General features: G+C 45.8%; 20 protein-coding genes and 2 tRNA genes. 19 read left to right on the forward strand and 3 right to left on the reverse strand.

The features are described 5' to 3' along the window. Window positions 1-12: 12 nt before the first annotated feature. The 10 genes from AC6CIF_RS25485 (at window position 13) to yajC (ending at window position 8,317) form a co-directional block, all read left to right on the forward strand. Window positions 13-91 (forward strand) — tRNA-Leu (locus AC6CIF_RS25485). Window positions 92-98: 7 nt separating this feature from the next. Then, a tRNA-Pro gene (locus AC6CIF_RS25490) sits at window positions 99-172 on the forward strand. 203 nt (window positions 173-375) lie between these two features. Beyond that, window positions 376-1,068 (forward strand): BofC C-terminal domain-containing protein, encoded by a 693-nt coding sequence (locus tag AC6CIF_RS25495; RefSeq protein WP_498202037.1) that lies wholly within the window; start codon window positions 376-378, stop codon window positions 1,066-1,068. A 285-nt stretch (window positions 1,069-1,353) separates the two neighbouring features. Then, a complete protein-coding gene (gene ruvC / locus AC6CIF_RS25500; RefSeq protein ID WP_017686765.1) occupies window positions 1,354-1,857 on the forward strand; it encodes a crossover junction endodeoxyribonuclease RuvC in 504 nt (167 codons plus the stop codon). Next, on the forward strand, window positions 1,854-2,468 hold the full coding sequence (ruvA, locus tag AC6CIF_RS25505) for a Holliday junction branch migration protein RuvA (RefSeq protein WP_036616866.1): 615 nt from the start codon (window positions 1,854-1,856) through the stop codon (window positions 2,466-2,468). Before ruvC ends, ruvA begins: the two co-directional genes overlap by 4 nt. A gap of 55 nt (window positions 2,469-2,523) precedes the next feature. Then, window positions 2,524-3,534, forward strand: coding sequence for a Holliday junction branch migration DNA helicase RuvB (gene ruvB / locus AC6CIF_RS25510; protein ID WP_091020485.1), 1,011 nt, complete (start codon window positions 2,524-2,526; stop codon window positions 3,532-3,534). A gap of 88 nt (window positions 3,535-3,622) precedes the next feature. Beyond that, entirely contained in the window at window positions 3,623-5,728 is a 2,106-nt protein-coding gene (locus AC6CIF_RS25515) for a SpoIID/LytB domain-containing protein (RefSeq protein WP_498202038.1), read from the forward strand. A 6-nt stretch (window positions 5,729-5,734) separates the two neighbouring features. After that, window positions 5,735-6,763, forward strand: a complete 1,029-nt coding sequence (gene queA / locus AC6CIF_RS25520; RefSeq protein ID WP_498202039.1) for a tRNA preQ1(34) S-adenosylmethionine ribosyltransferase-isomerase QueA — start codon at window positions 5,735-5,737, stop codon at window positions 6,761-6,763. Between the two features lie 35 nt (window positions 6,764-6,798). Next, a complete protein-coding gene (gene tgt, locus AC6CIF_RS25525) occupies window positions 6,799-7,935 on the forward strand; it encodes a tRNA guanosine(34) transglycosylase Tgt (RefSeq protein WP_017686770.1) in 1,137 nt (378 codons plus the stop codon). Window positions 7,936-8,002: 67 nt separating this feature from the next. Then, a complete protein-coding gene (gene yajC / locus AC6CIF_RS25530) occupies window positions 8,003-8,317 on the forward strand; it encodes a preprotein translocase subunit YajC (RefSeq protein ID WP_076212512.1) in 315 nt (104 codons plus the stop codon). Window positions 8,318-8,442: 125 nt separating this feature from the next. Here the strand turns inward: yajC and AC6CIF_RS25535 are convergent, their stop codons facing one another. Further along, window positions 8,443-8,835, reverse strand: a complete 393-nt coding sequence (locus tag AC6CIF_RS25535; protein ID WP_076212510.1) for a TIGR04086 family membrane protein — start codon at window positions 8,833-8,835, stop codon at window positions 8,443-8,445. 228 nt (window positions 8,836-9,063) lie between these two features. On the opposite strand from AC6CIF_RS25535, the gene AC6CIF_RS25540 reads away from it, so the two are divergent. After that, the gene (locus AC6CIF_RS25540; protein WP_498202106.1) at window positions 9,064-9,792 is read left to right on the forward strand and encodes a YetF domain-containing protein; all 729 of its coding nucleotides are present in this window, start codon (window positions 9,064-9,066) and stop codon (window positions 9,790-9,792) included. 3 nt (window positions 9,793-9,795) lie between these two features. Here AC6CIF_RS25540 and spoVB read toward each other — a convergent pair whose 3' ends face one another. Then, the gene (gene spoVB, locus AC6CIF_RS25545; protein ID WP_498202040.1) at window positions 9,796-11,388 is read right to left on the reverse strand and encodes a stage V sporulation protein B; all 1,593 of its coding nucleotides are present in this window, start codon (window positions 11,386-11,388) and stop codon (window positions 9,796-9,798) included. A 227-nt stretch (window positions 11,389-11,615) separates the two neighbouring features. On the opposite strand from spoVB, the gene AC6CIF_RS25550 reads away from it, so the two are divergent. The 6 genes from AC6CIF_RS25550 (at window position 11,616) to AC6CIF_RS25575 (ending at window position 18,127) form a co-directional block, all read left to right on the forward strand. Then, window positions 11,616-11,855 (forward strand): post-transcriptional regulator, encoded by a 240-nt coding sequence (locus tag AC6CIF_RS25550; RefSeq protein WP_036617497.1) that lies wholly within the window; start codon window positions 11,616-11,618, stop codon window positions 11,853-11,855. Window positions 11,856-11,946: 91 nt separating this feature from the next. Continuing rightward, entirely contained in the window at window positions 11,947-13,197 is a 1,251-nt protein-coding gene (gene secD / locus AC6CIF_RS25555; protein WP_498202041.1) for a protein translocase subunit SecD, read from the forward strand. After that, window positions 13,187-14,095: a protein translocase subunit SecF gene (gene secF, locus AC6CIF_RS25560; RefSeq protein ID WP_498202042.1), complete on the forward strand. Its 909-nt coding sequence runs from the start codon at window positions 13,187-13,189 to the stop codon at window positions 14,093-14,095. The genes secD and secF overlap by 11 nt, the downstream gene beginning before the upstream one ends. 73 nt (window positions 14,096-14,168) lie before the next feature. Further along, window positions 14,169-15,128, forward strand: coding sequence for a cation diffusion facilitator family transporter (locus AC6CIF_RS25565; RefSeq protein ID WP_237176938.1), 960 nt, complete (start codon window positions 14,169-14,171; stop codon window positions 15,126-15,128). Between the two features lie 40 nt (window positions 15,129-15,168). Then, window positions 15,169-17,577: a single-stranded-DNA-specific exonuclease RecJ gene (gene recJ, locus AC6CIF_RS25570; RefSeq protein ID WP_498202043.1), complete on the forward strand. Its 2,409-nt coding sequence runs from the start codon at window positions 15,169-15,171 to the stop codon at window positions 17,575-17,577. A 37-nt stretch (window positions 17,578-17,614) separates the two neighbouring features. Further along, window positions 17,615-18,127, forward strand: coding sequence for an adenine phosphoribosyltransferase (locus AC6CIF_RS25575; RefSeq protein WP_017686780.1), 513 nt, complete (start codon window positions 17,615-17,617; stop codon window positions 18,125-18,127). A gap of 157 nt (window positions 18,128-18,284) precedes the next feature. Here the strand turns inward: AC6CIF_RS25575 and uraA are convergent, their stop codons facing one another. Next, the gene (gene uraA, locus AC6CIF_RS25580; RefSeq protein WP_076212498.1) at window positions 18,285-19,598 is read right to left on the reverse strand and encodes a uracil permease; all 1,314 of its coding nucleotides are present in this window, start codon (window positions 19,596-19,598) and stop codon (window positions 18,285-18,287) included. A 374-nt stretch (window positions 19,599-19,972) separates the two neighbouring features. On the opposite strand from uraA, the gene AC6CIF_RS25585 reads away from it, so the two are divergent. Both AC6CIF_RS25585 and dtd read left to right on the forward strand, forming a co-directional pair. Further along, window positions 19,973-22,150 carry a RelA/SpoT family protein gene (locus AC6CIF_RS25585; RefSeq protein WP_036616894.1) on the forward strand — a complete coding sequence of 726 codons (2,178 nt, stop codon included), beginning with the start codon at window positions 19,973-19,975 and terminating at the stop codon, window positions 22,148-22,150. Window positions 22,151-22,162: 12 nt separating this feature from the next. Continuing rightward, window positions 22,163-22,624 carry a D-aminoacyl-tRNA deacylase gene (gene dtd, locus AC6CIF_RS25590; protein ID WP_315938405.1) on the forward strand — a complete coding sequence of 154 codons (462 nt, stop codon included), beginning with the start codon at window positions 22,163-22,165 and terminating at the stop codon, window positions 22,622-22,624. Window positions 22,625-22,679 lie beyond the last annotated feature (55 nt).

A 22,679-nucleotide genomic window follows, 5' to 3' on the forward strand; every position in this document is an offset into this window, starting at 1 on the left:
AACTTCAAATTTGCCGGCGTGGCGGAATGGCAGACGCGCTCGACTCAAAATCGAGTGGGAAACCGTGGAGGTTCGAGTCCTCTCGCCGGTATATATAACGGGATGTAGCTCAGCTTGGTAGAGCACCTGGTTTGGGACCAGGGGGTCGCATGTTCAAATCGTGTCATCCCGATCTCTAAAAACACTATCTATAATTAGATAGTGTTTTTTTATATTTATCTATATAAGATTCTATAAATGTAGGTTCTGGTGTTCACTATGACAATTTCTCTAATCTAACACACGCGTGTTCCTTCTTCAGTCAACAAGTTAGTTGTGCATAAAGCCTCAATCTTTAGGTCACAATAGGTTTAAAAAGTGATAGAAGGGGTTCATGTGAACACGTTTAACTTCAGAAAACAATTCAAGAGACGCTGGCGACGGTGGAAACGAACAGTATGGATGACGGCGGCTCTGCTTGCAGTTACGATATTGGCTTACAGCGGGTTGTCTATCTCATCGGCCATAGAGCGATTGTTGACAACTAATTTTAGTGAGGCAACCAGTGTGATGGGTCCTGTTACGCAGGAAACAAGATCTGAACAGGAGATTCAGGCGTTAGTAGAGCAACTTGATTATGATCCGGAACATTTAACGAGTGTGGTTTTGGAGACACAGTACATCTGCGGAGTGGAAACAGAGCAGTTAGGCAAGATGGCTAGACCACAGTTGAAGATGCTGCTGGCTCAACATCCGGAATGGGATGCTACCGTTGGAACATCAGATGAGTTGCATTTGAAGCAACGTGTAGATGACCTTTCACCGCTATGTAAACAACAGGCTTATATCAGCATTGATGCTGTAGGGAACCTTAATTTGTACGAGGGCAAACCTGCAGAGGAGAAGGTTATTCGTACGTTCTTTCAGTTGGATGTTGGGACATTGGAGAGTTCTTTGCCTGATGGGGTGCTGGAGCAATTGCAGCAGGGTATTCGGATTCAGGACAAGGATGAATATGATAGCGTAATCTCTACGTTCAGTGACTATGCCGTGGATGAAGATCACCATTTAATCCGCAATGGCGGGTAATCCAAACGTCCTCACCTACAGTATTAAGATTGTGAATTACTGAAACGATGGTGGCAATAGCAATAACAATGGTGGTTTAGGGATGTGGAATATGATGAAGGACATCGAAGAGATGTCCTTTTTGTCGTTTGAACTGAAATACATGAAAATACGTATAAACATGTAAAAAATTCACGAATAAAGACGAGTAATCAGTTAGACAAAGTTTTTCCTGCCGCAGGGTCTATCTTTTGTTATAATGAAATGAACGATACATATGTTCGCTTTTGTGAGGGAGAGATGGTTTTGCGTTTTTTGGGAATTGACCCGGGGATTGCGATTGTTGGTTTTGGTTTTGTGGATAAAATCGGCAGTAAGGTGGTACCCGTACAATATGGATGTATTCAGACGGAAGCTCATACCCCTGAAGAGGAACGGTTACTTCACGTATATGAAGGTATGGTGCAATTGATTGATAAATACAAACCGGACGCAGTAGCGCTGGAGAAACTTTTTTTCAATCGGAACGTTACAACAGCGATGTCTGTCAGTCAGGCTAGAGGCGTCATGGTACTCGCTGCCGCACAGAAGGGTTTGCCTATTGCAGAATATACGCCCATGCAGATCAAGCAGGCGGTTGTGGGGTACGGTAAAGCAGAGAAGAAGCAAGTACAGGAGATGGTCAAAATGTTCTTGCGTCTTCAGGTCGTTCCTAAGCCAGATGACGTAGCGGATGCATTGGCTGTAGCCGTGTGCCATGCACACTCTTATACATTAAATTCCAAGTTGAATGAGGTATTGCGAAAATGATTGATTTTCTAAGAGGACAGTTCATTCATGTAGAGAATGATTATATTGTGCTGGATGTTCATGGTGTGGGGTATCGCGTATTCTGTCCAAATCCATTTGCGTTTGCGAAGCAAGAAGGCGAAATTACGGTGTACACTCACCATCATGTGCGTGAGGATGCGATGTTGCTGTTTGGATTTGTTACACGGGATGAGCAGCGTTTGTTCCGTAAACTGATTGAAGTATCTGGTATTGGTCCAAAAGTGGCTCTGGGCATACTCGCTGGAGGTACACCAGAACATGTGGTTACGGCGATTTACCAGGAGAATCTTACGTTCTTGACCAAATTGCCAGGCATTGGCAAGAAGACTGCACAACGCATGATTCTGGATCTCAAGGATAAACTGGATAGTTTTGGCGCGGCAGCGTATGCAACAGGTTTGTTCGCTCCTCCATCGGAAGAGTCGGGAAGTGGTTCTGCTTGGGATGAGGCGCGTGAAGGTCTCAAGGCACTTGGGTACACTGACAGTGAGCTTGATAAAGTGTGGCTCAAATTGAAAAAGGATGTTACTACAGCGGATTCCGTTGATGTGTTGATGAAAAAGGCGCTGCAAATGCTGTTTACGGGATAATCCAAATTGCATATTATAATATAGCTGTAGCCTGCAAAAAAAGGTAGGGATGAACATGGATGATCGGATTATTTCCGCGAACCTGATGATGGAGGACCAGAATGTTGAGTTGAGCCTTCGTCCCCGGTATCTGAATGAATATATCGGGCAGAATCAGGTGAAGGAAAATTTAAAGATATATATTGAAGCTGCCAAATTTCGTAATGAGGCATTGGATCACGTTTTGTTATATGGACCACCTGGACTGGGTAAAACAACGCTTGCCAACATTATTGCCAATGAATTGGGTGTTAATTTACGAACTACGTCAGGCCCGGCTATTGAACGCCCGGGTGATCTTGCAGCATTGTTAACCAATCTGCAGGAAGGCGATGTCCTGTTTATTGATGAGATTCATCGTTTGCATCGTACAGTTGAAGAAGTCATGTACCCCGCTATGGAAGATTCGGCATTGGATATTATGATTGGTAAAGGTCCAAGTGCACGTTCCGTTCGGCTGGATCTGCCGCCATTCACTCTGATTGGGGCTACAACGCGTGCTGGCTTGCTGTCTGCCCCACTTCGAGACCGATTTGGTGTTATCAGTCGCTTGGAATTCTATACGGTTGATGAGCTGGCTTATATCGTCTCACGCTCTACCGAAATTTTGGGTGTGGAGATTGTGGGAGATGCTGCGCAAGAGATTGCATTGCGCTCACGTGGGACACCGAGGATCGCCAACCGTTTGTTAAAACGAGTACGCGACTTTGCACAGGTGCGTGGTGACGGGATTATTACGCAGACACTGGCGGAAGAAGCACTGCAACGTCTCCAGATTGATCCGCGTGGCCTGGATGAGATTGATCATAAGATGCTCAAATCGATGATCAACAGCTTCCGAGGAGGCCCGGTAGGGCTGGATACAATTGCTGCTACAATCGGTGAAGAAAGTCAGACGATCGAGGATGTCTATGAACCGTATCTGCTTCAGATTGGTATGATTCAGCGTACACCAAGGGGCAGGATCGTAACAGATCTCGCCTATCATCATTTGGGTCTTCCTGTTCCACCAAGAGACGGGAAATAATCAAATCTGTTGAACATGCTCATTTGAACGTTCACCATAAACATTGAAATAATCACGTGTTAACCCGATATAAAAGTGAAGAAAATGCATGGAGAGGAGTCTGATTGTGGGAAAAGCAATACGAACGAAGAAGTGGAGTCGTCGATTGAAGGTACTGGCGGCAGCTCTTTTGACAGTGGGTTGTCTGCAAGTGCCTGCATATGCAGCAGGAAATGATGGACAGACGATCCGGGTAGCCATGTTTGCGAATCTGGGCAGTACGTATAAATCAACTACACCACTCATTACGCTTGAATCTACAGGACAATGGAGCATCCAATCGGAGAGTGGCGCAAATGTAAGCCTTCCTGCAGGGCAGGTTCGTTTCAGCGCAGACGGATTTCGAGTGAAAGTGTTGGAGACAGCGGATTTCAAGGCAGCATCTGCAGCAGCAAAACTGTTGCAGGCAACCGCGGATAAACCGTTGCTGTTCACAACGTCTGTGAATGGAAATGCCATTTACCAGCTCTACACAGGCAACTATGCAACGGAGGCACTGGCTGGACAAGCTGTTACACGAGTACAAAAGGTAGCAGCAGCTCAATTGGCTGGTCAAAAGCCAGCTGTAACGGGAAGTAAACGCCTGTCTGCTGGAACCTATGGTTCGATTCAGGAAGCAGAGGCAGCACAAGCCAACCTTTTATCAGCAGGGGTTAGTAGTGCCTATCCAGTCCTTCAACTGAGTGGAGGAAGCCAAGCCTATGCGGTATGGGTTGGTGAAGCTTCAACGGATGCGGAATTATCTGTGTTGAAGAACAGTGTGGAAGCTAAAGCTCCAGGGGTAAGCCTTTCACCTGTCAACAATAGTGCAGGGCTCATCATCCGTCAGGATGCAGGATTAAGTACGGATGCACTGAAAACAGCTCCGCATTACACCGTTGCAGGTACTGAATCCAAAGCATTGGTACAAGGGAATGGCAATGGCATCAAAGTAGTGGAACGTTCCCAGCGAACGTATCGTGGAGATATGGAAATTAGCATCGTAAGTGGTGATCTGGCGTTGGTCAATGTCGTTCCACTGGAGCAATACCTGTACTCTGTCGTAGGGGCAGAGGTGTATTCCTCTTGGCCTGCTGAGGCTCTGAAAGTTCAAGCCGTAGCGGCTCGGTCCTACGCGCTTCAACAGGGTGAACGCTTTAAAATTGCCAATGTCGTGGATACGACACTTAGCCAAGCCTATAACGGGATTGGTTCGGAGAACGATAAAGTAACCAGCGCAGTGGATGCAACTGCTGGAGAAGTAGTGAAGAGTGGTGGTAAAATCGTCGAAGCGGTGTTCTCCTCCAATGCGGGCGGCCAGACAGCTCATCCCTCTGAGGTATGGAACGGGGGAGCAGGCGTGTTCACCAATGTGGTTAGCTCGGGAGATACTTCTGCCCAGGCAGGATTACATACGTGGTACCATGTGCTGCTCAATTCAGGCGTTAGCGGGTACATTCGTGAGGATAACATCAAAGAATTAACGACCAAGACAGATGCGGGACTGGCGAAAGTGACGGTAACGGCTCAGAATACCAATGTGCGTCCCATTCCGTTAATCCAATCCACCGTGGAACCTGTAGCCAAAATGAATCCAGGCAACGAAGCTGTTGTACTGGCAAAAGTGGCTCAATCCAACGATTATGCTTGGGTAAGAGGACCTTTCACGTCTGCCCAGTTGGTTAAATCCCTTCAGGGTAAAACGACAGCGTCTGTTCCTGCTTCAATCTCAACCTTGGAAGTAACCAAGCGTGGACCTTCCGGAAGAGCACTTGAAGTCACTGCCAACGGACAGGCTATGACGGTGAAATATGCCGATACATACCGCTCTGCGCTTGGTGGATTACCGAGCACATTATTTGATATTGCAGGGACCGGAAGTTATACTGTATTAGGCGCTGATGGCAAAACAGCCAGTAAAACCGGCTCAAATGGTGCCTCTGTATTGTCTTCTTCTGGCGCAGGAACATCATCCAGTAATGCACTTGTGGTTATGAGTGGTGATGGTCAAGCGAGAGCGGTAACGCAGGGTCAGACCTTCATGTTCATTGGTCAGGGCAATGGCCACGGATTGGGCTTGTCCCAATGGGGAGCCAAAGGTATGGCAGATGAAGGGTATGATTACCAGGCAATATTGAAACACTATTATCAAAATGCGACTATTGTTAAGGAATGAAACTAAATGAATGTGAACTTATATGATTTTGAATTACCAGAGCAATTGATTGCACAGACGCCGTTGCTTGATCGCACGGCATCCCGGTTGCTTACCTTGAACAAAGATAGTGGTGAGATTAATCATCAAACGTTTCCTGATATCATCGATTTTCTGAATCCCGGCGATACATTGATTCTGAATGATACACGTGTTCTACCAGCCCGTCTATTCGGTACAAAAGAAGATACCGGAGCAAAAGCGGAAGTGTTATTGCTCAAAAATGTGGAAGGTGACAGGTGGGAAGCACTGGTTAAGCCGGGTAAAAAGCTGAAAGCTGGTTCGGTCATCGTATTCGGTGAGGAACTGAAGGCAATCATTGAAGAAGAGGGCGAGATGGGGGCACGTACACTTACGTTTACGTATGATGGAATCTTCCAAGAGATTTTGGACCGTCTGGGTGAGATGCCGTTGCCACCTTATATCAAGGAGACATTGGATGACCGCGAACGGTATCAGACCGTGTACGCCAAGCATGAAGGATCGGCGGCTGCACCTACAGCGGGACTGCACTTTACGGATGAATTGTTGGATCAGATTCGTGCCAAAGGTGTTAATGTGGCCTTCATCACGCTTCATGTAGGACTGGGAACATTCAGACCAATGTCGGTTGACGTTGTTGAAGATCATGTTATGCATGAGGAGTATTACTCCTTGTCACAAGAAACGGCAGATCTGATTAACCAGACTAAAGCGAATGGACACCGTGTTTTTGCGGTTGGGACAACGAGCTGTCGGACTTTGGAAACGGTAGGCAGCAAATTTGAAAATGGAATACTGCAAGCGAGCAGCGGATGGACCAGCATTTTCATCTATCCGGGCTATTCCTTCAAAGTGATCGATGCGATGCTTACGAATTTTCATCTCCCGAAATCTACGTTGGTTATGTTGGTTAGTGCACTAGCAGGCAGGGAACATATTATGCAGGCATATGAGGAAGCCATCCAAGAGAAATACCGGTTCTTCAGCTTCGGCGATGCCATGTTGATATATTAGTATAACGATTAACTTTTAGAGGATGATTAAAACCAATGGCAGCAATTACGTATGAACATATCAAAACTTGCAAACAATCCGGTGCACGTCTGGGACGTGTACATACACCTCACGGTATTATTGAGACACCAACCTTTATGCCTGTAGGTACACAGGCGACTGTCAAAACAATGAGCCCTGAAGAGTTGAAAGAAATGGATGCTCAGATTATTTTGAGTAATACCTATCACCTGTTTCTGAGACCAGGACATGAAATCATCCGTGAAGCTGGCGGGTTGCACAAATTCATGAACTGGGATCGTCCAATTCTGACGGACAGCGGCGGATTCCAAGTGTTTTCTCTCAGCGAGATGCGCAAGATTACGGAAGAAGGCGTTAACTTCCGTTCTCATCTGAATGGAGACAAGAAGTTCCTTTCTCCTGAAGTGGCGATGGAAATCCAGAATGCACTTGGCTCCGATATTATGATGGCGTTTGACGAATGCCCACCGTATCCGGCTGAATATGAATATGTAAAAAAATCACTCGAAAGAACAAGCCGCTGGGCAGAACGTTGTCTCGAAAGTCACGCTCGTCCGCATGACCAAGGTCTGTTTGCCATCGTACAGGGAGGCATGCATGAAGATCTTCGCCGTCAGAGCGCCGCAGATTTGACTTCCATGGATTTCCCGGGGTATGCTATTGGTGGACTGAGTGTTGGAGAACCGAAACATTTGATGTATGGTGTATTGGATTATACGTTACCTTTGTTGCCGTCCAATAAACCACGTTATTTGATGGGGGTAGGTTCGCCCGATGCGTTGATTGAGGGATCTATTCGTGGAGTGGACATGTTCGATTGTGTTCTGCCTACTCGGATTGCCCGTAACGGAACAACGATGACCAGCCAAGGACGTCTGGTAATTCGTAATGCCAAGTTTGCAACTGATTTTGGACCATTAGATCCTGAATGTGATTGTTACACTTGTCGCAACTATTCCAGAGCTTATCTGCGTCATTTGATCAAAGCAGATGAAACATTTGGCCTGCGTTTGACAACGATCCATAATCTTCATTTCTTGCAGAATTTGATGCGTAATGTACGTAAAGCCATTATGGAAGATCGTTTGCTTGATTTCCGGGATGAATTTTTCGATCAATATGGTCTTCATGACAATGACAAAGGTTTCTGATTGAGCTTTTGACGAAACCGGCGTAACAAGCAATATCTGTATGTATAGTCGATAAGGGGGAGTTTGAATGTTTCAGGGAATGACTCTAGCAGGAACACAAGCGGGTGGAGGCATTGTATCTTTGATTGTACCTTTGGTACTCATGGTTGCAATTTTCTACTTCTTGATGATTCGTCCACAGAACAAAAAGCAAAAGCAACGGAATTCGATGCTGAGCCAATTGAAAAAGGGCGATAAAATTGTAACGATTGGTGGCCTTCACGGTACGATCGCTGAGATTACGGATGATGTGGTTGTATTGCGTGTAAACGATGTAACTAAACTGACGTTTGATCGTAATGCAATCAGCAGTGCTGTAGCTCGTGATACGGCTGTTGAATAGTTGCTGTAACATAGAATAACGAGGGTGCGTTTGTGGCGTATTCCCTAGTAGAGAACCGGATCTCCTTGGAGACCCGGTTCTCTTTTTTGATTTATGAGGGAAGGTCGATGTTCTTTACCAGTCAGTTAGGAGCGATGCGTATTAACACCGAACATGCCACCGAGAGCTGAAATGAAGAAAGCACTAAGCAGTTGTAAACTATCCTTCCAATTAAACGAAGCATCCAGCGCGAGAAATCCGATCAACAGCACAAGGAGTCCATATACGATTCCTGTAATGCCTCCGTAGTACCATCCTTTTTCACCAGAACGTTTGCCTGCCACAAAACCACCAATTAATAATGACAAGCCATGAACAACATAGGTATAGAGCGAGAGGTCCTGTTCCCGCATTCCGCTCATCCAGAGAAACAAGGAGAGAATTAATGCCCCGATAAACATCCATACAAAAGCCTGACAGAGGCCTGACAGAATCGGATTGGACACTCGAAACGAAACCAAGCGGCGGATCAATTGCATGAAACAACCCCCTTGTACAAGTTATAAGTTAATACAGTGTATGGTCAAGCCTTCGGACTTATGAACTGTTTTCCATTAAATGAACGGATTATTTCTGCATGAGCCTGTAAGGTTCAGGTCAAAATAGGGATTGCACTACCCAGCTAACTGTTAAAAACTCAGTTTCGAAGGAGGACCCCTGTTGTGAACTTCCCAGATGTTGGATCACATATCTTTCGAACCATTCTCATGTACTTTCTGGTGTACTGTGCAATGAGGGTTATGGGTAAACGTGAGATTGGAAAGCTGTCCATGTTTGATCTGGTCGTGTCGATTATGCTCGCTGAGATGGCTGCCTTTGTTATTGCAGATATAGATAAACCTTTGTATCATGGGATTGCCCCCATGCTTACCTTGATCATTGTACAGATCGGAATGGCCTTTATTGGTCTTAAAAGTCGGCGTCTTCGCCTGATGATTGATGGCAAACCTACAGTTTTGATCTCCAAGGGCGTTCTTCACCGGGATGAGATGCGGAAGCAACGATATAATCTGGATGATCTATTGCAACAACTCCGTGAACAGAATGTAGACAGTATCGGTGAGGTTGATTTCGCTATTTTGGAGACCACAGGTAAGCTGACCGTTTTTCCCAAGGATGAGAATACTTCTAACGACAGCAATTCTTCCGGTTCTGACTCAGAAGATTCTTCCTCCAGTAAATCCAAAACGGGAAAAAACCAGATTGACGGATCTCCAAATATCAAATTTCCAAATATTAAATATGAAGGTCTGCCACTCCCCTTAATTATGGACGGAAAGGTCCAGGATCAGAATCTGGAGATCATCCAGAAAACGAGATTTTGGCTGAAAAATCAAATTCAAAATAATGGAATTCTGGATTTCAAGGATGTATTTATATGCTCCATTGACCACAATGGGAAGATATACGTCAGTCCAAAAGATGATAAAAAATGAAGATCATTTGCCTGATCGGCGCTTGAACCATGAACCAATCAAAGGAGCACGGGACAGATCATGAAAGTCAATCATTTTGGTCCAGCCCATGACGATGAAATACACGATAAGCCCGACAAAAGGAGCGAGAAGCATCCTCACCCAAAAAGGCAATATCATTGCAGTCTCTTCGAATACGAGTAGGGTCGCTGCCCCCATGATAAACATTCCTGCGCCCGTCTTGACCCAATCCAACATTTTGAAGCGGAACTGTAGCAGTTTACGTACGCTTTGGGCATGTAGTAGGGTAACCACAGTAGAATTTACACAGATAGCAATAACCGCACCGAAGATGCCATACTCGGGCCGGGAAGCGAGTGTTAAAATTAAGGTGATTTTGATAACCGCACCGATAAACGTATTCAGCAGTGCTTTACCTGGACGGTCAAGAGCTTGTAACGCAGCTTGAAGAGGAGCTTGAATATAAATGAACAACGCAAAAGGAGCCATTAGCTTCAGCATGCTTCCGATCGATGCATCATTATACAGAACAAGACACATCGGTTCGGCAAGCACATACATAAATACAGAAAATGGAGCACCTGTCACAAGTGCCAAGCGTAATGCCTGATGCATTCGTTTGTGAATCAGTGCGCGATCTCCCTGGGCAGAAGCCTCGGACAGTGAAGGCACAAGTGATGTCGCGAGCGATGAGGTTAGTGCCCCCGGCAACAGCAACAAAGGAATAATCATACCTTGTAATGCACCATATTGTGCTGTAGCAAGCCCTTTGGATATGCCTGCCAGAGCCAGACTCTGGGCAGTAACAATAGTTTCGGCCAGATAAGATAAGGAGCCAACCAATCGGCCTGCTGTAACAGGAATAGAGATTGCAAGCAAACGCCGGATTAATCCGGGCTGTGGAGTACCCGAAGGTTTGGTTGTGAGATTGGGCATGTTCTGTTGCTTAGCGAGCGGTAATTCTTTCTTCTGCCTGTTATACTTCCACAAGAGTACAAGCATACCGCCGAATTCTCCAACGAGGGCGCCCAGCATGGCACCAGCAGCAGCTTGGGCAATACCGTGGGGGAGGAGAAGCCAGGCAAACCAAATGACACAGACGATACGAATGATGGTTTCAACAATGGATGAAATGGCAGTAGGCATCATGTTTTGCTTACCTTGGAAATACCCTCTGTAAACAGCAGATACAGCGATAATGGCAATCATAGGGCTCATACTAACGAACGTATGGTACACCCGCTCATCTGTGAGCACGTACTTGGTAACCCAGGGTGCAAATAGGATGCACAAAAACATGAATACAACACCCAGAGTCAGCGTAAAGCTTAAGCTTACTTGCAGGATTCGCTGAGGGGAATAACGATTGGCACCGGTATCAGCTTCGGCTACGAGCTTGGCTACGGCGAGCGGAATACCACCCGTAATTAATGTCACCAGTACAATAAAAAAGGGATAGCTCAATTGGTAGATGCCAACACCTTCTGCACCAATGACTCGTGGCAGCGCAATGCGCGGAATGAAACCAAGTATTCGATTAATTATGCCTGCCGCGAGCAGGATCATGGCCCCCTGGATAAATGTCTGTTTCTTCAAGACTACCCCTCTTTCCCGGTTGAAAGTACAGGCTATCAACATAAACGGGACAAAGCCGTTGTTCTTCATCCTATGCCAGTCCTTTATCTTCTCATGACAACTTGGACACGATTAACAAAAAGAACCATAATCAGCAAGAAGGAATATGATCAGGCGAAGTCGAATCATGTAATATTGATGCCGCATAAAGGCTTGGATGTACGAAGGGAGGCTCCCCGTTGGAAGAAATGAATGATGTGGAGTTGGAACAGTCAATAGAGATGCTCTGCCGTAGCAAAGCGGAGGAATTAAGGCTTGTCGGTTACGAATATGTCACCAGCAAAGATGTCTGGAATTGCGTCAGTCATAAATATGAAAAACAGGGCATTCCACCGCTTCACCAGCTGGTGAACGACATTTTGTCACTGAAAGCAACAAGCTTTATGAACTTTATGACCGTGTCTGCATACCGGGGGTCCTCTTTCTAGACGAAAGGGATCTTTTTTGTTGAAAATTGACTGCTTTTTACGGCATCGCTATAATAGGAATATTGAGAACGAAAGGGGATCTAGGAACGGCATGAAAAGAATTATCAGTTTCATTCTGGTCGTGCTTGTCACCACAGGGGTAATGGTGGGAACAAGCCCGGAACTGCTCAAAAATATACGCTTGGGCCTTGATTTAAAGGGAGGCTACGAGATCTTATATGAAGCAGAGCCGCTCGAAGCAGGTCAACAAGTCACCAAAGCATCTTTGGTGCAAACGGCCAAAAGTCTTGAAAGCCGCGCCAATGCGCTCGGAACAAGCGAACCGGAGGTAACCACTGAAGGAAGCAACCGGATTCGATTGAAGTTGGCAGGGGTTACGGATGAGGCTGAAGTTAGAGCCAAAATGAAAGAACCGGCTGTTTTGACCTTCCGTAGTAAAGCTGACAACGACAAGGAAGGCGAATACACCAAAATTGAGCTTCGCGGAAATGAATTTGTTGAGAATGCAGCCAAAGTTGTGTTCACTCAATTGAATGAGCCGATGATTGACATTCAAGTGAAAGACAAAGCTAAATTTTCCGAGATTACCAAACGTTTGATCGGACAACCTCTCGCCATTTATTTGGACGATGAGCTGCTCTCTGCTCCAACCGTTAGACAACAGTTGACAGATGGTTCCGCTCAGATTTCGGGTGCTTACACACGTGACGAAGCAAACCAGCTTCGTGACACCATTAACCTGGGTGCATTGCCACTGAAACTTACAGAGAAGTATTCACAAAGTGTTGGTGCAACACTTGGTAAGCTTTCTCTGGATCAGACCATTAAAGCGGGATTGATTGGTTCCGTTATTATTCTAGTGTTCATGATTGGGCTTTATCGCATTCCTGGTATTATCGCGAGTTTTGCCTTGATCACACATACGTGGCTGGTACTTGCAATCTTCTATTTAGGAGAATTCGTGCTTACCCTTCCAGGTATTGCGGCGTTTATCCTGGGTATAGGGATGGCGGTGGATGCCAACATCATCACGTACGAACGGATTAAAGAAGAGATGCGCAGTGGTAAGTCGATCTTGTCTTCGGTTAAAGCGGGTGGTAAACATTCCTTCCGTACAATCATTGACTCCAATGTCACAACCATTATTGCAGCCGCTGTTATGTTCTTCCTAGGTACAGGTGCGGTTAAAGGGTTTGCACTCGTGCTGATTTTTGATATTGTCACCAGCATTATCACGAATATTTTCTTCTCCCGCTTCCTGTTGACCCTGCTCGTACGGGCTAACGTGTTGAAGAAGCCTAAGTACTTCGGAGTGAAGGAGAGTGAAATTCGTGCGCTTTAATTGGAATTTTGATTATATTAAAGGAAGTAAAATTGCCTATACATTCTCGATCATTTTGACTGTAGTAGGGATTATTAGTTTGCTCTCACTTGGATTGAACTACGCCGTTGATTTCCGTTCAGGATCAAATGTGGATATCACCGTATCCAAAGCCATTACAGCGGAGCAAATCAATCCAATCGTGAATGAACTGGGTGTTGACACAAAGGAAGTCCAGATCACGACTGGATCTGATCGGGTTAATGTTCGATTCTCGAACGTACTGGATGAAAACCAAGAAAGCAAATTCAAGAAAGAATTTAGCAAACTGGATGAGACGGCTTCCTATGAAGTGAATACCGTTGATCCAGAGATGGCCAAAGAGCTTGAGCGTAATGCGATCTATGCGGTAATGATTGCCAGTATCGGAATCATGATCTATGTTGCGATTCGATTCGAATGGCGATTCGCTTTGGCAGCGGTTGTTTCCATATTCCATGATGCTTTCGTAGTTATAAGTGTATTTTCTATATTCCGTCTTGAAGTGAATCTGACCTTTATTACGGCGGTATTAACCATTGTCGGATTCTCGATCAACGATACCATCGTTATCTTTGACCGGATTCGGGAGAATCTGCGTTTCGCCAAAAAATCAACGAAAGCTGATCTGCGTGAAGTGGTCAACCGGAGTTTAGCCCAAACGATGACGCGCTCGCTGAATACAACATTTACTGTATTTATTGCTTCACTCTGTTTGTTTATTTTTGGTGGAGAGTCTATTCGTATGTTCTCTCTGGCGATGGTGATCGGAACATTCTTTGGTGCCTATTCTTCAATCTTTATCGCGGCACCATTATGGTTCACGCTCAAAGGTAAACAAGTGGATAAGCCAAAAACAGTAGCTAAAGAATCTAACTAAACATCTTATTGTGAAGCCGCGTCTGCCAGGCGCGGTTTTGCAACTTTATGTACAGAATTAAGGGGGAATATTCATGACCAGAGAACATATCCCATCTGCTCAGGCTGCTACATGGAGCGGTATTGCCGGTAATATGGGACTTGCGGTGATCAAAGCGGGAGTCGGTTATATGGCAAACAGCAAATCATTGCTCGCTGACGGCTTATATTCTGCTTCTGAAGCTGGTTCTGCCCTGGCTGGTCTCTTTCCCTCCAAGTCTGTACGCGATAAGAGCAAGGCTCGCAGGGGACGATTTAAAGAACATTCACGTGTTGCTAGACCCGGGATCTCAGTATTGTTATCTGTGCTGATCCTCATGGGTGGTTTACAGCTTGCCATCTCCGCATTGGGTAGTCTCTCCGGAATTGAACCGGAAGCACCCGGCAAGTCGGTGCTTTTGGTGGCTGTAGCAGCTCTGGCTGTGAAAGAAGCAATTTTTCAATTTCAGTACAGATATTTCCGTAAACGAAACCAGTCTCAGGCGCTGGCCTATGCACAGCAACATCGCCGTGCACTCTATTGCTCGCTCACCGTGTTAATCGGCATTATAGGATCGATGGCTGGTGAAGAGACGGGTTTGAGCATGCTGCTCTACCTGGACCCCACGGCTGCGTTGATTGCTTCCTGTTTTGTGCTTCACAAGGGTTACCGAATGATTGTGGACACAGTCTATGGCTCACTCGTTCAGGAGCTGGAGCAGGAAGAAGCGTCAGATTTCAGGGAGACCGTACAGCGGGTATATGGCATCATTACCATTGAGCATTTGGTTGCACGTGAACAGGAACATGACGTTACGATTGAGCTGGTCATTAGTGTGAATCCGAGAATCTCAATACTGGAAGCACAGGAGATTGCTAATCGGGCCAAGACTCTACTGCTAACCCGTTTCAGTCATGTGAAAGAAGTACAGATTCAAGCGATACCTTATGATCCAGGCTATCCTTATAAATCCAATCATGAACTGCCCGATCACGAAGCGACATTAATTCAGTAGTGAAGCGCGGGTCCAGTAGATCAGGAAAGGAGCGTTATCATTGCTTTATTCGCAATACCGGTGGAATACACCGAATATCGATCTGGAGGCGGCTGCGGGACTCTCGCAGGCGCTTTCCGTTTCACCCCTTGTTGGACGTTTGCTTGTGAGTCGAGGAGTGCACAATGAGAAGGAGGCCGAACGTTTTTTGCATCCTGATCTGAATCAGATGCATGATCCGTATCTGCTACTCGGCATGAATGAAGCTGTCCCTCGAATTAAACTGGCTTTGGAGCGGGAAGAACATATTTTAATCTATGGGGACTATGACGCCGACGGCGTATCCAGTACAGCGCTGATGATCCACCTGATGCGTCATCTTGGGGCCTCGTATGATATATATATCCCTCATCGCTCGAATGAAGGGTATGGTTTGCACAACCATGCGTTGGATTGGGCCCATCAGCAAGGCGTTTCATTGATTATTACCGTGGATACCGGAATCAGTGCTGTTGAACAGATTGCCTATGCGGCAACGCTGGGCATCGAGGTCATTGTGACAGACCATCACGAACCACCTGAAATTTTACCTGAAGCTTATACACTTATTAATCCGAAACTTCCGGGATGTCCGTATCCTTTTAAAGGTTTGGCAGGTGCGGGGGTAGCCTTAAAGCTGGCTCAGGCATTGATCGGGGAAGTGCCCGGTGAATGGATGGAGATTGCCGCTATCGGTACGGTTGCCGATCTGATGCCTTTGGAAGGTGAAAATCGGGTTATCGTCAGTTATGGAATAGAATCCATGCGTGGCTCGCGTCTTCCAGGTGTAAGTGCATTGCTGGAAATCAGTGGTGTGGATCAGAGTCAGGTGACCTCGATTAATATTGCCTTCGCCATGGCACCACGTATTAATGCCAGTGGACGTTTGGACCATGCGGGACGGGCGGTGTCGCTGCTCACAACCGAGAATTTGGATGAAGCTCATACGCTAGCGGGTCAGCTTGATCTATTGAATCGGGAACGGCAGCAAGTCGTAGAGGGCATATTACAAGAAGCAACGGCACAGTTGGAACAAAAGTTACAGCTTCGTTCTGGATCCGTTCCAGATGTAATCGTATTGGCTGGTGAAGGCTGGAATGTCGGAGTGGTTGGTATTGTGGCTTCCAAATTGCTGGAGCGTTATTACCGACCTACACTTATTCTTGGAATTGATCCAGAGAGTGGTGTCTGCAAAGGCTCTGCGCGCTCCATTGAGGGCTTGGATATCTATGAGGCACTCACAGTCAACAAACACACCATGGATCATTACGGAGGACATCCAGCTGCTGCAGGGATGACCCTGCATCGGGATCAACTGGAAGAACTTGAGGCGGGGTTGAATGAGTTTGCTGCAACCGTGTTGACCGAAGAGGACTTTGTACCTCAACGTCTTGCGGATGATGAATGCAGAATTAGTGATGTTCCGCTGAAAGTGATCCAGGAGATCGACAGATTGCAACCTTTCGGGATGAGCAATCCTTCGCCCCGGTTTGTATTGAGAAGTGTGACTGTGAAGGAAACCAGAACAATGGGACGAGAGAAACGCCATCTGAAACTGGTTCTGGAGCAGGATGGTCTGCAACTGGAAACCGTTGCTTTTGGCAAGGGAGCGTTAGCAGAGTTTCTTCTCCCAGGTTCCGTTATTGATGTGATGGGAGAACTGTCCATCAATGAATGGAATGGGATGAGAAAATCTCAATTGATGCTTCAGGACATTCATGTTCCTCAGGTCCAAGTGTTTGATTTACGTGGTAATGCCGAGCCACTAAATGCAATGAAGCATTTCTTGAGCTCACTTGAAGTGCATCTGCGATATAAATCAGGTTCTGTTGGTGCTATTGTTCGGAAAGAAACAGATGTTTCCGAGGGAAATTCATTGTATGAACCTTGCCTTTGGGTATATGATAGAAAGGTCGGGTTATTTCCGTGTAATGCTGCTGCACAGCATTATGGACAGGAACAAGTCCGGACGTTATTTGTGTTTGATACGCCGGAAACCCCGGAACAACTTGATGCCATGCTGGCTTTGTTCAGTGGAGCTGAGAATATCATCCTTCTGCACGGATCAGGCAACCGCCGAGATCGCCTTCAGATGCCTTCCAGAGAACTCTTTAAGCGTATTTATATGCAGGTGTTGAAATGGAAAGCTGAACCCGTGGAAGAACAAGAGATTACTCCTGTGCTCAGTCGTCAGTGTGGTTGTTCTCCGCGCATGATTACGATGATGTTGGATGTATTCGAAGAGTTATCCTTCATTACCCGTGATAACGGCAAAATTGCGTTTGTGGATAACCCGCCTAAGCGTGAACTAACCGCTTCACGTCACTATCAGGCACTCGAAAATATGGCTGAGATAGAACAGGTGATGCTGGATGCAGCCACACCGCAACTGACACAATGGATGATATCCCGGATGAAGGGCGTATCTTAGATAGAAGTTTGTGTATTTATTTTAGGAGGAGATTATTTTGGATTTTAAAGATTATATTCGTGTCATTCCTGACTTTCCACAACCGGGAATCAGCTTTAAGGACATTACAACATTGTTGAAGGATGGAGAAATGTACCGCAATGCGATCAATGAACTGAAAGTGATGGTTTCTGATCTCAAAATTGACGTTATTGCTGGACCTGAAGCACGTGGTTTCGTTGTGGGCGCCCCTCTGGCATATGCTCTTGGTGTCGGTTTTGCTCCGATTCGCAAAAGTGGAAAACTGCCTGGAGAGACGATTGAGGTTGGTTATGATCTCGAGTATGGCAAGGATACACTCGCGATGCACACAGATGCGATTGAAAAAGGTCAAAATGTCCTGATCGCAGATGATCTGCTCGCAACGGGTGGAACGATTGCAACTTCCATCAACTTGATTGAACAATTGGGTGGGAAAGTTGTTGGTGCTGCTTTCCTGATCGAGCTGTCTGATCTGAATGGTCGTGCTAAATTGCCTGAAATCGATGTATTCACATTGATGAACTATTAAGCTGAAATCTCCACATGTATCGCTGTGATGAAACATTGAATTGTTTTTCCGTTTCCCGGGAAATAATATACAGCATTAATGATTATCAAAAAGCCTGTTCTTCCAACCGTAAGGTTAGGGAGAACAGGCTTTTTGATGTGTATAAGATGGAAATTAATCAGGTGTTTTTTTCAGTAATAGGCTGTTTTCTGGAGTCTTCATTCAACCAACCCAGCACTTCAAAAAGCTTAAACAACAAGCTCATCAGGATTCCAACGATGGTTGCGAGTGCCATCCCTTTCAGATGAACGCCGTAGAAGATAACTTCTGTACCACTCAGTCCGATGACCAGTACAAGTGTAGTGAGAATCAGATTGGTTGGTTTGGCAAAGTCAACTTTCTGTTCAACCAGAATACGCAGACCGGATGCCGCAATTACCCCGAACAGGAGCAGGGATACGCCGCCCATAACGGGTACAGGAATGTTGGCTACAAGCGCCGAAAATGTTCCTGAGAAGGAGAGTACGATTGCAATAACCGCTGCGCCTCCAATAACATATGTGGAGTATACCCGAGTCAGAGCCATAACACCGATGTTCTCGCCATAGGTTGTATTGGGAGTAGATCCTACAAAGCCGGACAGTATGGTGGATACGCCGTTACCAAGCAGGGAACGATGAAGCCCAGGGTCCTTCGAGAGATCTTTGCCTACAATGCTGCTCGTTACAAGCAAATGTCCAATATGTTCTACAATAACCACAAGCGCTACAGGTAAAATGGTAAAGACAACAGACCAGTCAAATGTAGGAGTGGTTACGGTTGGTAGTGAGAGGAAATCAGCATTTCCAATAGCCTGTTTATCAACCAAACCCATAGAATAACCAAGGATATAACCCACTACGATACCGATTAGAATATGAATGATTTTGGGGAATCCACGAAATGTTACGGCACCAATGACAGTGATCCCGAGCGTGGCCATGGAGAGTATAATAGGTTTTGCCTGAGGAACCCAGTTGGGATTAGCTAGCGGATCGGAATTAATCAATCCGGCCATACCAGCTGCAACAGGTACAAGCTCCAGACCGATCAAAGCAACGATGGCACCCATAACTGCCGGTGGGAATACCACGTTAATCCAGCCTGTTCCGACATATTTCACAATGAGAGCTACCAGACAGAAAACAAGTCCTGTTATGATAAAGGCGCCAAGAGCCATCGAGTAACCGTTCTCTGGATGTTCTTTTAATACCATCGTGACAGGAGCAATAAAAGCAAAGCTGGAACCCAAATAGGCGGGGATTTTTCCTTTACACATCAGTATGTACAGCAGGGTTCCAATTCCGTTCATCAGCAATATCATACTAGGGTCGACACCGAACAGGTTCGGTACAAGCACCGTACTGCCAAACATGGCGAACAAATGCTGAAGGCTAAGCAGTGAACCTGAGCCGAGTGGCATCTTTTGATTAACCTGAATTTCGCGTTGCAATGAATTTCATCTCCTTTTCCGAAACACAAACTTTCAATAGATTACAGAGTTTCTCTTAATTAAGCAATAACATTTTTGACGTAGCAGAGCGATGGAATTTATATTTTCATGAATTTTCCTTCTATTTCAGCAAATAACGGCAATAATACATAAGAAAATAAGAAATACATCCAATCCCCTGTGAGTCATAGGGAAACGGGTTAGAAGTAATTCAGATTACCAATATAAAAATTGGATAAGCGCTCTTATTCGTCAGCAGTTGACGGGAAACGGGCGAAGCGTCATAATTATAGGAAATTACTTTTACGGGGAACCTGTGTTGCAGCACTGTCACGGGTTCCATTTGGTATAGAAAGGACACGGAACAGATCAGAATGGGCATAGAGCAATTACTCGAGAAGGCCGGGGCATATATCAAAGAACCCGATCTGGTGCGCATACGAGAAGCTTACGAATTTGCTGATCAGGCCCACCATGGACAGACGCGAAAATCGGGAGAACCGTATATTCTGCATCCGCTTGCGGTTGCCGACATTGTTGTGAACATGCAGATGGACACCATCTCCATAATAGCAGCGCTTCTTCATGATGTAGTAGAGGATACTACGGTCTCACTTGAAGAGATCCGCAATCATTTCGGCAATACGTGTGCCATGCTTGTTGACGGCTTGACGAAGCTGGAACGTATTCAGTTTCGCTCCAAGGAAGAACAGCAGAACGAGAACTACCGCAAAATGTTCATCGCCATGGCGCAGGACATCCGTGTCATCGTGATTAAATTGGCTGACCGTCTGCATAATATGCGGACACTCAAGTTTCAGTCGGAAGAAAGCCAGCGCCGGATTTCATATGAGACGCTGGAAATTTTCTGTCCGATTGCAAACCGTTTGGGTATCTCTGCAATCAAATGGGAAATGGAGGACATCGCCCTCCGTTATTTGAATCCGCAGCAGTATTACCGAATTGCTAACCTCATGCACAAAAAACGTGCGGAACGGGAGCAATATATTGATACGGTTATGGATGGAATTACGAACAAGCTCGATGAGATGGGAATTCAGGCAGACCTTTCGGGCCGTCCGAAACATATCTACAGCGTGTTCAAGAAAATGACCACCAAAAACAAGCAGTTTAACGAAATTTATGATCTGCTTGCCATTCGTATTATTGTGGATAATATCAAGGATTGTTATGCTACCTTGGGAATTATACACACGCTATGGAAACCGATGCCTGGACGCTTCAAAGACTACATTGCGATGCCAAAGGCAAATATGTATCAATCGCTGCATACAACGGTAGTTGGTCCCAATGGCGAACCAACAGAAGTACAGATCCGGACATGGGATATGCACCGGACTGCTGAATTTGGTATTGCTGCCCACTGGGCCTACAAAGAAGGCGCAGCGAACGGAAATCATTTTGAAGACAAGATTACGTTCTTCCGTGAAATTCTTGAACTTCAAAACGAAGCACAGGATGCATCAGAATTCGTAGAGTCACTCAAAATGGATTTCTTCTCGGATTTGGTATTTGTATTTACACCAAAAGGAGAAGTCATCGAATTGCCAATCGGCTCTGTTCCTTTGGATTTTGCTTATCGAATCCATACGGAGGTTGGTAATCGGACCATTGGTGCCAAAGTAAACGGTCGGATTGTTCCGCTCGATTATCATCTGAAGACAGGTGATATCATCGAAATTTTGACGTCCAAACATTCTTACGGACCGAGCCAGGACTGGATGAAAATTGCGAAATCTTCTCATGCACGAGCGAAGATCAAGCAATGGTTCAAGAAGGAACGCCGTGAAGAAAACGTTGAAAAAGGTCGGGAAAGCTGTGAGCGTGAACTGAAACGTATGGGGCTTGATCCTTCTGCGTGGATGACGGATGACAAGTTGATGGAAGCTGCCAAAAAATATGCGTTTAACGATATTGATGACATGCTTGCGGCTGTTGGATTCGGTGGGATTACTGCTGCACAGATTGTAACCAAAGCAACCGAAAAACTGCGTAAAGAGCAGGAAGAGTCCAGTTTGCTGGAATTAAATTCCGAGATGCGCGAGCTTAAACCTGCGCCTGAACGCAGAAATAGGCCAACCAACGGTATTCGTGTCAAAGGCATCGATAATCTGCTTGTTCGATTCGCACGATGCTGTAATCCTGTACCTGGAGATGACATTATCGGATACGTTACACGCGGACGCGGCGTTTCCGTACACCGTAGTGACTGTCCGAATATCCCGACAAGTGCAGACGGTGAAGAAGCAGCTCGTGTTATTGAGGTCGAGTGGGAAGAGAATATCGAAGCAAGTTACAGTGTGGATATTGAGATTACAGGCCATGATCGGAATGGCTTGCTCAACGAGGTACTTCAGGCTGTATCCGAAAGTAAAACCAATATATCTGCCGTTACAGGACGGACAGATAAAAATAAATTAGCATTGGTGCACGTCACAATTCTGATTCGTAATACGGATCATCTGCAATCCGTTGTAGAACGGATCAAACGTGTGAAAGATGTCTATTCGGTGCATCGGATTATGCAGTAAGGAGCCTGTAAGATGAGGGTGCTTGTACAACGCTGTAAAGAGGCTCAGGTGACCGTGGGAGACGAGCTGACAGGTAAGATCGAATCCGGATTAATGCTGCTCGTAGGCATTACCCATGAGGATACCGAGAAGGATGCCCAGTATCTGGCTGACAAAGTTAGTGGGTTGAGGATATTTGAGGATGATCAGGAGAAGATGAATCTCAGCCTGCTTGATGTAGACGGTGCTGTATTGTCTGTTTCCCAGTTCACCTTGTACGGAGATTGTCGCAAAGGAAAGCGTCCGAGCTTTGCGGCTGCGGCCCGACCTGAAGCGGCGGAACTGTTATATGAAACGTTTAATCAACTACTACGGGATAAAGGTATTCAGGTTGAAACCGGGCGTTTCGGAGCGATGATGGATGTAACATTTACCAACTGGGGACCCGTGACTTTGATGCTTGAAAGTCCGGTTCGTCAGGAACCACGTGCATAATTTCATGGGGTTCAGGCCATAATAAGGGATAATTCGTTGATGACTATTTCATGAT

Source organism: Paenibacillus sp. GQ49, assembly GCF_059759055.1.

Excerpts from the sequence above, each read along its gene's own strand:
- AC6CIF_RS25550 (WP_036617497.1), top strand. The coding sequence starts at position 11,616 with ATGAATGATGTGGAGTTGGAACAGTCAATAGAGATGCTCTGCCGTAGC.
- AC6CIF_RS25535 (WP_076212510.1), bottom strand. The coding sequence starts at position 8,835 with ATGCAATTGATCCGCCGCTTGGTTTCGTTTCGAGTGTCCAATCCGATT.
- yajC (WP_076212512.1), top strand. The coding sequence starts at position 8,003 with ATGTTTCAGGGAATGACTCTAGCAGGAACACAAGCGGGTGGAGGCATT.
- AC6CIF_RS25585 (WP_036616894.1), top strand. The coding sequence starts at position 19,973 with ATGGGCATAGAGCAATTACTCGAGAAGGCCGGGGCATATATCAAAGAA.
- queA (WP_498202039.1), top strand. The coding sequence starts at position 5,735 with ATGAATGTGAACTTATATGATTTTGAATTACCAGAGCAATTGATTGCA.
- ruvB (WP_091020485.1), top strand. The coding sequence starts at position 2,524 with ATGGATGATCGGATTATTTCCGCGAACCTGATGATGGAGGACCAGAAT.
- tgt (WP_017686770.1), top strand. The coding sequence starts at position 6,799 with ATGGCAGCAATTACGTATGAACATATCAAAACTTGCAAACAATCCGGT.
- AC6CIF_RS25515 (WP_498202038.1), top strand. The coding sequence starts at position 3,623 with ATGGAGAGGAGTCTGATTGTGGGAAAAGCAATACGAACGAAGAAGTGG.
- secD (WP_498202041.1), top strand. The coding sequence starts at position 11,947 with ATGAAAAGAATTATCAGTTTCATTCTGGTCGTGCTTGTCACCACAGGG.
- AC6CIF_RS25565 (WP_237176938.1), top strand. The coding sequence starts at position 14,169 with ATGACCAGAGAACATATCCCATCTGCTCAGGCTGCTACATGGAGCGGT.
- AC6CIF_RS25540 (WP_498202106.1), top strand. The coding sequence starts at position 9,064 with ATGTACTTTCTGGTGTACTGTGCAATGAGGGTTATGGGTAAACGTGAG.
- dtd (WP_315938405.1), top strand. The coding sequence starts at position 22,163 with ATGAGGGTGCTTGTACAACGCTGTAAAGAGGCTCAGGTGACCGTGGGA.
- ruvA (WP_036616866.1), top strand. The coding sequence starts at position 1,854 with ATGATTGATTTTCTAAGAGGACAGTTCATTCATGTAGAGAATGATTAT.